The sequence below is a fragment of the Bifidobacterium italicum genome (assembly GCF_002286915.1).
Lineage (GTDB): Bacteria > Actinomycetota > Actinomycetes > Actinomycetales > Bifidobacteriaceae > Bifidobacterium > Bifidobacterium italicum.
Genome location: NZ_MVOG01000069.1, coordinates 1 through 1,693, shown reverse-complemented (window position 1 = coordinate 1,693; position 1,693 = coordinate 1). Strand labels below are relative to the sequence as shown.

The window sequence follows — 1,693 nt, the reverse complement described above, 5'->3', positions numbered from 1 at the left end:
CGGCGTCCGCGTCGAGCAGCACGGTGCGCCGCGGCGTGCCGTAGGCGGCGACGGTCTCGTCCATCTCATGTTCGACGACCTCGTCGAGCGTCTCGTCGGACGCGAGGATCGCGTCGAGTTCATCGATCCGGCCGCGCAGTTCGTCGCGTTCCGCCTCGAGCTCGATGCGGCTCATCTTCGTGAGCCTGCGCAGCCGCAGGTCGAGGATGTACTGCGCCTGCACGTCGTCGAGGTCGAAGACGGCGATGAGCTTCGTCTTCGCCGCGTCCGCGTCCTCGGATGAGCGGATGACCTGAATGACCTCGTCGATGTCGACGAGCGCGAGCAGCAGGCCCTCAACGAGGTGCAGCCGCTCGAGCGCCTTGCGGCGGCGGTATTCGCTGCGCCGGCGGATGACGCCGCGGCGGTGGCCGATCCACACGTCGAGCATCTCGCGCAGCCCCATCGTGTGCGGGCGGCCGTCGACGAGCGCGACGTTGTTGATCGTGAAGTTCTCCTGCAGCGGCGTGTGCTTGAACAGCTGCGAGAGCACGGCGTCCGGGTCGAAGCCGGTCTTGAGTTCGATGACGATGCGCGTGCCGTTGTGCCGGTCCGTCAGGTCGATCGCGTTCGAGATGCCTTCGAGCTTGTGGTTCTTGACGCCTTCCGAGATGCGTTCGAGCACGCGTTCGGGGCCGACCATGTACGGCAGCTCGGTGACGACGATCGCCTTCTTGCGCGCCGTGACATTCTCGACGTGCGTCGCCGAACGCGTCGTCAGCGAGCCGCGTCCGCTCTCGTATGCCTCGCGGATGCCGTCGCGGCCGATGACGATGCCGCCGCCCGGCCAGTCCGGCCCGGGCAGGTAGTCCATCAGTTCGTCGAGCGTGGCCTCGGGGTGGCGCATGACGTGCTTGGCGGCGGCGACGACCTCGCCGAGGTTGTGCGTCGCCATGTTCGTCGCCATGCCGACGGCGATGCCGGAGGCGCCGTTGACGAGCAGGTTCGGGATCGCCGCCGGCAGCACCTCCGGCTCCTTGAGCTTGTTGTCGTAGTTCGGCGTGAAGTCGACGGTGTCCTCGTCGAGTCCGGCGTTCATGCCGAGCGCGGCCGGCGCAAGACGCGCCTCGGTGTATCGGGAGGCTGCCGGGCCGTCGTCGAGCGAACCGAAGTTGCCGTGGCCGTCGACGAGCGGAAGCCGCATCGCGAAGGGCTGCGCGAGACGCACCATCGCCTCGTAGATCGCCGAGTCGCCGTGCGGGTGCAACTTGCCCATGACCTCGCCGACGACGCGCGCCGACTTCATGTACGGACGCGTCGGCAGCAGGTTCATCTCGCCCATCTGGTAGACGATGCGCCGTTGCACCGGCTTGAGCCCGTCGCGCGCGTCCGGCAGCGCGCGGGCGTAGATGACCGAATAGGCGTATTCGAGGAAGGATTTGCTCATCTCCTCGCCGAGCGGCGTCTCGACGATGTGTTCCTTGACCGTGCGCGGATCATAGGCCGCTGCTGGCGGCTTGCGACGCGAAACCATGCTGACTTCCTCCATATGACTCGAGAACCGTACCATTCTAGCAAGCGGGCGGATGGGCGTCGGCGGTACGCGCATCGGCGGCTGCCGCTACACTGGGCGGCGTGGACGCGCGCCATGCATGAACGTGCAGCGAAGGGACGCGTCCGCGCAGAGAGCAGAAGGGACATCGAAGATGTCAGG

General features: G+C 67.2%; 1 protein-coding gene. It reads right to left on the bottom strand.

Annotation, left to right across the window (positions count from 1 at the left end):
* The coding region (locus B1400_RS09295; RefSeq protein ID WP_133064684.1) for a DNA gyrase/topoisomerase IV subunit A at positions 1-1,513 on the bottom strand (1,513 nt) is incomplete at its 3' end.
* Positions 1,514-1,693: the final 180 nt, after the last annotated feature.